The 6467-nt window shown below is 67.2% G+C and carries 6 protein-coding genes and 1 pseudogene; 4 read left to right on the top strand and 3 right to left on the bottom strand.

Annotation, left to right across the window (positions count from 1 at the left end; all coding sequences use genetic code 11):
• From N5E02_RS19660 to N5E02_RS19650, 3 genes are all read right to left on the bottom strand, one after another.
• A partial coding sequence (locus N5E02_RS19660) for a pseudouridine synthase (protein WP_279946646.1) occupies nucleotides 1-1509 on the bottom strand: 1509 nt, incomplete at its 3' end.
• Entirely contained in the window at nucleotides 1502-2377 is an 876-nt protein-coding gene (gene scpB / locus N5E02_RS19655) for an SMC-Scp complex subunit ScpB (protein WP_053497859.1), read from the bottom strand. The genes scpB and N5E02_RS19660, both read right to left, overlap by 8 nt.
• Nucleotides 2378-2390: 13 nt before the next feature.
• On the bottom strand, nucleotides 2391-3296 hold the full coding sequence (locus N5E02_RS19650) for a ScpA family protein (RefSeq protein ID WP_005417635.1): 906 nt from the start codon (nucleotides 3294-3296) through the stop codon (nucleotides 2391-2393).
• Between the two features lie 374 nt (nucleotides 3297-3670).
• Between N5E02_RS19650 and N5E02_RS19645 the strand changes: the two genes are divergently transcribed.
• The 4 genes and pseudogenes from N5E02_RS19645 to N5E02_RS19630 form a co-directional block, all read left to right on the top strand.
• Nucleotides 3671-3970, top strand: a complete 300-nt coding sequence (locus tag N5E02_RS19645) for a YciI family protein (RefSeq protein ID WP_005417634.1) — start codon at nucleotides 3671-3673, stop codon at nucleotides 3968-3970.
• Nucleotides 3967-4242 (top strand): BolA family protein, encoded by a 276-nt coding sequence (locus N5E02_RS19640; RefSeq protein ID WP_005417632.1) that lies wholly within the window; start codon nucleotides 3967-3969, stop codon nucleotides 4240-4242. Before N5E02_RS19645 ends, N5E02_RS19640 begins: the two co-directional genes overlap by 4 nt.
• 148 nt (nucleotides 4243-4390) lie before the next feature.
• On the top strand, nucleotides 4391-5428 hold the full coding sequence (locus tag N5E02_RS19635; protein ID WP_005417630.1) for a LacI family DNA-binding transcriptional regulator: 1038 nt from the start codon (nucleotides 4391-4393) through the stop codon (nucleotides 5426-5428).
• Between the two features lie 77 nt (nucleotides 5429-5505).
• Nucleotides 5506-6467: pseudogene (locus N5E02_RS19630) on the top strand (carboxypeptidase-like regulatory domain-containing protein); the annotation flags it as partial.

Genomic DNA, 6467 nt, shown 5'->3' with positions numbered 1-6467 from the left:
ACCACCACCCGGACCACGACCGCCCGGACGGGCGCCCTGTGCCGGCTTTGGGCTGCCATACGGGTTGAAACCCGGGGTTGCATGGTCGGACGGGAAGCTCGGGGCGTTGCCCGGATGACCGTACGGGTGCTTGTTGCCCTGGCCCTGCGAGCGGTTGCCGGCACCGGCCGGACGACCCTGACCGCCTGCGCCGCCACGGCCTTCACCACCGAAACCGCCACGGCCCTGGCCGCCACCGGCGCCCGGGCCCTTCGGCTTGCCGTACGTACGGCCTTGGCCGCCTGCGCCCGGACCACGGGCACCCGGGCCACGTGCGCCCGGGCCGGCATTGCGATGGCCGCTCGGGCCGGTGCTCACGCCATCGGGCACGTACCAGGTGCGGAACGCGGCCGGATTGCCTTCCGGCAGCGAACGGTCATTCTTCGGCGCGCGCTGCTTGAACGGCTTCTGCGACTGCTTGGCCGCTGCTTCACCGCTGACCGTCAGGCCGCCCTTGAAGCCGCCACCCTTGCCGCCGCGACCACGGCCGCGGTCTTCGCGGACGTTGTCGAAACGGCGCAGCTCGCGACCTTCGTCAGCGGTGTTATGGCCATTGACGTAGGCATTGCCGCGGCCACCTTCGCGCACGCGCACGGTGGTCTTTGCGGCGCGGCGCTGGCCGATCACCGGCTGCAGCGTCAATGCCGACGGAGCGCCTTCTTCCAGCTTCAGCTGCGCACGCAGCGCTTCCACCTGAGCGGTGCCCAGTTCCACCGAATGGCCACGGGCCAGTTCGCGCGGCAGGCTCACCTTGCCATAGCGGGTGCGCTTCAGGCGGCTGACCTGGCAGCCCTGCGATTCCCACAGGCGGCGCACTTCGCGGTTGCGGCCTTCCTTCACCACGACGCGGAACCAGTCGTGAGAATCGGTGCCGCCGATGCGTTCGATCTCATCGAACTTGGCCGGACCGTCTTCCAGTGCGACGCCACGGCTGAGGCGGTCGACGATGGCGTCGGAGACCTTTTCCTCGCCTTCCGGTGCACGCACGCGCACCACGTACTCGCGCTCGACCTCGAACGACGGGTGCATCATGGCGTTGGCCAGCTCACCGTCGGTGGTGGCCAGCAGCAGGCCGGTGGTGTTGATGTCCAGGCGGCCGATGGCGATCCAGCGCGCGCCCTTCAGCGGCGGCAGCGACTCGAACACGGTCGGGCGGCCTTCGGGATCTTCGCGGGTGGTCACCTGGCCTTCCGGCTTGTTGTAGACCAGCACGCGCGACGGCTCGGCCAGGGCAGTGGCGACGAAGCCGCGGCCATCCAGTTCGATCCTGTCGCCGCTCTTGACCGACATGCCGGTCTGCGCGACTTCACCGTTGACCTTGACCAGGCCTTCGGCGATGCGCTGTTCCAGCGCGCGGCGCGAGCCGAGGCCGGCCTGGGCCAGCACCTTGTGCAGGCGCTCTTCCAGCTTGAACTGTTCGGAGGTGGCTTCGCGCTTCAGCGAGAGCTTGTTACGGGGGGTGTCACTCATCAGTTTTGCTCCGGCCGACGGTTTCGAGGTCGGCCTCTGGTTCGGAATCGGCTTGGTCAACAGCCACGGTCGTCATCGCGACGGCGTTGTCTTCGCGTTCGTTCACTGGCACCGCGCGCTCGCCCGGCGCGGAATCGGGGTGCCCATCATCGAGGGGCGAAGGTGCTTGCTCATCGGAGGCCGATGCAGGGGCTGCATTGGCGGAATCGGGGGTGTCACTGCCGGCCAGGCCGGCGTCATCGTTCGCGGCAACGCCATCGGCGCTGGCCGAGATGTCCGGACCCTCGGCACCGGCCACGGCCGGTGCATCACGATCCAGGGCCAGCTGCGGTTCCAGCTCGCCCAGGTCCTTCAGTTCCGACAGCGGCGGCAGTTCGTCCAGCCGCTTCAGCCCGAAGTAGTCCAGGAAGCCCTTGGTGGTGCCGAACAGCGCCGGCTTGCCGGGCACGTCGCGGTGGCCGACCACGCGGATCCATTCGCGTTCTTCCAGCGCCTGGATGATGTTGCTGCTGACCGCCACGCCGCGCACCTGCTCGATCTCGCCGCGGGTGATCGGCTGCCGGTAGGCGATCAGCGCCAGGGTTTCCAGGGTGGCGCGGGTGTAGCGGGTCTTGCGTTCGGTCCACAGCCGGCTGATCCAGCCATGTACTTCGCTGGTGACCTGGTAGCGGAAGCCGGAGGCGACCTCGACCAGTTCCACGCCACGACCTTCGCAGGCCTCGCGCAGGCGCTCCAGCGCACGTTCGATGCTGCCCGGCGGTGCCGGTTCCTCTTCCGGAAACAGGTCCTTCAGCTGGGCCAGGGTGAGTGGCTGGCTGGAGGCCAGCAGGGCACCCTCGACAATGCGGTCGATCAGCGATTGATCCATCGGCAGTCAGCGCTCACTCGTTGGCATTGGCGGCGTCGTTGTCGTCAAACTCGCTGCTGAACTGCAGCGGCGCGTTGGTGTTGCCAGCAGCCAGCGACTTCACGTAGATCGGCGCCAGCGGTTCTTCCTGGACGATGTCCAGCAACTGTTCCTTGGCCAGTTCCAGCACTGCCAGGAACGTGACAAGCACGCCCAGCTTGCCTTCTTCGGCGGTGAACAGCCCTTCAAAACGATAGAACTTGCCGTCTTCCAGGCGTCCCAGTACTTCGCCCATGCGTTGCCGCACACTCAGTGCTTCGCGCTTGATGGCGTGGCCGCTGAACAGCTCGGCGCGCTTGAGCACGTCGTGCAGGGCCAGCAGCATTTCCTTCAGGTCCACCGGCGGCGGCAGCTTCACCGTGGCGCGCTCGGGCATGAAGGCATGCGCCACCGTCGTGTCGCGGTCCTGGCGGGGCAGGGCGTCGATGTCCTCGGCGGCCTGCTTGAAACGTTCGTACTCCTGCAGCCGGCGCACCAGCTCGGCGCGCGGGTCGGCCTCATCGCCTTCCTCGCTGACCGGGCGCGGCAGCAGCATCCGCGACTTCACCTCGGCCAGGATCGCGGCCATCACCAGGTACTCGGCCGCCAGCTCGAAGCGCAGCTCGCGCATCACGGTGATGTATTCCACGTACTGCCGGGTGATTTCGGCCACGGGAATGTCCAGCACATCCAGGTTCTGGCGGCGGATCAGGTACAGCAGCAGGTCCAGCGGGCCTTCGAAGGCGTCCAGGATGACTTCCAGCGCGTCCGGCGGGATGTACAGGTCCTGCGGGATCTGCAGGACCGGTTGCCCATGCACCACGGCCAGCGGCATTTCCTGCTGCTGGGGGGCGGGCGGCCGGGTTGGCGGGTTCGCGTCGAGCGCGAGTTCGGAAGTCATCTAATGGACATCAGGATTGCAACGGACCAGTCGCGGCACCGGGTTCGCCGGGCCAACGCCACGGAGCCCCAGGGCACCAGACGCGCCGGGATCGGCGCGATTCCACACATATCAAACAGCAGGACGCGCCGCAGTAAACGGCAGCGACAGAACTACGGGGAGGTCGTCTACGTGGCCCGGCCAGGTGGTCCGGTTTGAAGCAGCGGATCTGTCGTCGGGGGCTGCGTGGCCGCAGAAACCAACGGGCTGCTGCATCCAGCCACGTGCAATGGAGTCTAGGGTAAGCCTTTGCTGCGCCAGTGTCCAGCCGGACCGGGGCAGGGGCTGCATTGGCTAGAATCGGCGGACCCGACAATGCAAGCGAGGAAATGCCGGTGTGGTATGTGATCGAAGGGTATGACGGCCAGGATGTGCTGGCGCAGCGGCTGCAGGCGCGGCCGGAGCATCTGGCGCGGCTGCATGCGCTGCGCGACGCGGGACGCCTGCTGCTGGCCGGGCCGTGCCCGGCGGTGGACAGTGAAGACCCGGGCCCGGCCGGTTTCAGCGGTTCGGTGGTGATCGCGCAGTTCGAGTCGCTGCCGCAGGCCCAGGCCTGGGCCGATGCCGACCCGTACGTGGCTGCAGGCGTCTACACCCGCGTGCAGGTCCGCCCGTTCCGCAAGGTGCTGCCGTGAACGCGGAACGGATCGAGCGGATCCGTGATGCGCTGCAGCAGGCGCTGGCGCCGAGCGTGCTGGAGATCGAGGACGATAGCCATCGTCACGCCGGCCATGCCGGTGCGCGCGACGGGCGCGGCCATTTCAACGTGCATGTGGTCAGTGAGCGCTTCGCCGGGCTGGGGCCGCTTGCCCGGCACCGCGCGGTCTATGCCGCGCTGGGGTCGATGATGGAGACCGATATCCACGCGTTGTCCATCCGCGCGCAGACCCCGTCAGAACAGGGCTGAGCCCTTGTCCCACGCTGTCCTGGCGGGTCCTTCATGGCCTCGCCACGGACAGGTTTTCATGTCCATTTCGGGACATTCGCCTAACGGACTGTTTACAAGCCTGGATGGAAACGCTTACATTCCGCGCCAATGCTGGTAGGTCCAAGCCGTGGAGGGCGGCTTCGTGAACAAGGCAGCTATCACAATCAAAGACGTCGCACGCGAAGCCCGGGTCTCCGTGGCCACGGTTTCCCGCGCGCTAAACGGGCATGAAAATGTCGCCGAACCGGTCCGCCAGCTTGTGCTGGAGGTGGCCGCACGGCTGCGTTACACCCCGCACGCCGCCGCCCGCAGCCTGAGCAGCCGCCGCACCAATACGGTAGGCGTGGTGCTGCCTGACCTGTACGGCGAATTCTTCTCCGAGCTGATGCGCGGCATTGACGGGGTGGCCCGCAACCGCCGCCAGCACCTGCTGGTGTCCAGCTACCACGGTGACCAGGAACAGCAGGGCGCCGCCCTGCGTGCCATGCGCGGCCGCGTCGACGGCCTGCTGGTGCTTTCGCCCTATGCCGAGAGCCCGGGCTTCCTGACCGACAACCTGCCGCAGTCGTTGCCGACGGTGTTGATCAACACCTATCTGCCCGGGCAGGACCACCCGGTGCTGAGCATCGACGACCACGCCGGCGCGATGGCGATGACCCGCCACCTGCTGGATGCCGGCCACCGCCGCATTGCCTTCATTTCTGGTCCGGACCTCAACTTCGACGCGCGCGAGCGCCTGCGCGGCTTCCGTGACGCGCTGGCGGCTTCTGGCGGTGGCGCCGAAGGCATCGAGCTGCCCGGTGATTTCGACGAAGCTTCCGGCCATCGTGCCGGTCAGGAGTTGCTGGCAGCCGGAGCGCTGCCCGATGCCGTATTCGCCGCCAACGACATGATGGCCCTGGGCTGCCTGTATGCGTTCACGCAGGCAGGGGTCCGTGTGCCGGCCGATGTGGCCCTGGCGGGTTTCGATGACATTCCACTGGCGCGTTTCGTCCACCCGTCGCTGACCACCATGCAGGTCAGCATCGCCGAGCTCGGCGACCGGGCCATGACGCGCCTGATGCAGTTGATGGACGGCACCTCCACGGATGGGGCAGGGGACAAGCAGACCCTGGTTCCCCGCTTGATTGTTCGCGATTCCACCACTCCGCCATCCGGCCGTTGAAGCCAGAGGCGTTTCTTCTTTTTTTGACTGATCGCAGGGACCGCGCAAGCGGTTACCGCCACCCGGAGATTGAGTTGATGATGCATACCACCTTCCGCATGCCGGCGCGCCGGCTGCTGAGCACCGCTCTGGTCAGCTGCCTGATGCTGGCTGCCGCCCCGAACGTCATGGCGCAGTCGGCCAACGCCAGCCTGCGCGGCCAGGTTGCCGGTGCCCAGGCCGGCACCGAAGTGACCGCCACCAACGTCGCCACCGGTACCGTCCGCCGTGGCACCATCCGCGCCGACGGCAGCTACTCGCTGATGGGCCTGGATCCGGGCACGTACAACGTGGTCGCCAACGGCCAGACCCAGAAGGTCACCGTCACCGTGGCTTCGACCGCGACGCTGAACTTCGCTGGCGCAGCCAGCAGCACCCCGGGCTCGACCGCGGCCACCAACCTGGACACCGTCAACGTTGTTGCGCCGACCCTGCTGCAGGAAGTGCGCACCTCCGAAGTTGGCAAGACCGTCAGCCTGCAGCAGATCCAGACCACCCCGCAGGTGTCGCGCAACTTCCTGGAGTTCGCCGACGCGGTGCCGGGCCTGATCTTCACCCGCGATGCCAAGGGCAACACCTCGCTGCGCGGCGGCGCAACCAATGCAGATGGCACCAACGTCTACATCGACGGCGTCGGCCAGAAGAGCTACGTCAAGGGCGGCGGCGTGGCCGGCCAGTCCGGCAGCGCCGGTAACCCGTTCCCGCAGCTGGCCATCGGCGAATACAAGGTCATCAGCGGCAACTACAAGGCCGAGTATGGCCAGGTGTCGAGCGCCGCCGTGACGGCTGCGACCAAGTCCGGCACCAATGAGTTCAAGGGTGAGGCGTTCTACCGCTACACCGATGAAGACATGCGTGCCAAGACCCCGGCCGAGCGCCAGGGTGGCAAGGAGAAGATGGTCTCGGCCGAGAAGGAATACGGCTTCGCCCTGGGTGGCCCGATCATCCAGGACAAGGCGCACTTCTTCGTGACCTACGAAGCCAAGCGCTTCGACCTGCC

This window comes from Stenotrophomonas sp. GD03777 (genome assembly GCF_029842485.1).
GTDB lineage: Bacteria > Pseudomonadota > Gammaproteobacteria > Xanthomonadales > Xanthomonadaceae > Stenotrophomonas > Stenotrophomonas sepilia.
This window is presented reverse-complemented; position numbering and strand designations above follow the sequence as displayed.

Coding starts and splice junctions, on each gene's coding strand:
- scpB (WP_053497859.1), bottom strand. CDS start 2,377: ATGGATCAATCGCTGATCGACCGCATTGTCGAGGGTGCCCTGCTGGCC.
- N5E02_RS19650 (WP_005417635.1), bottom strand. CDS start 3,296: ATGACTTCCGAACTCGCGCTCGACGCGAACCCGCCAACCCGGCCGCCC.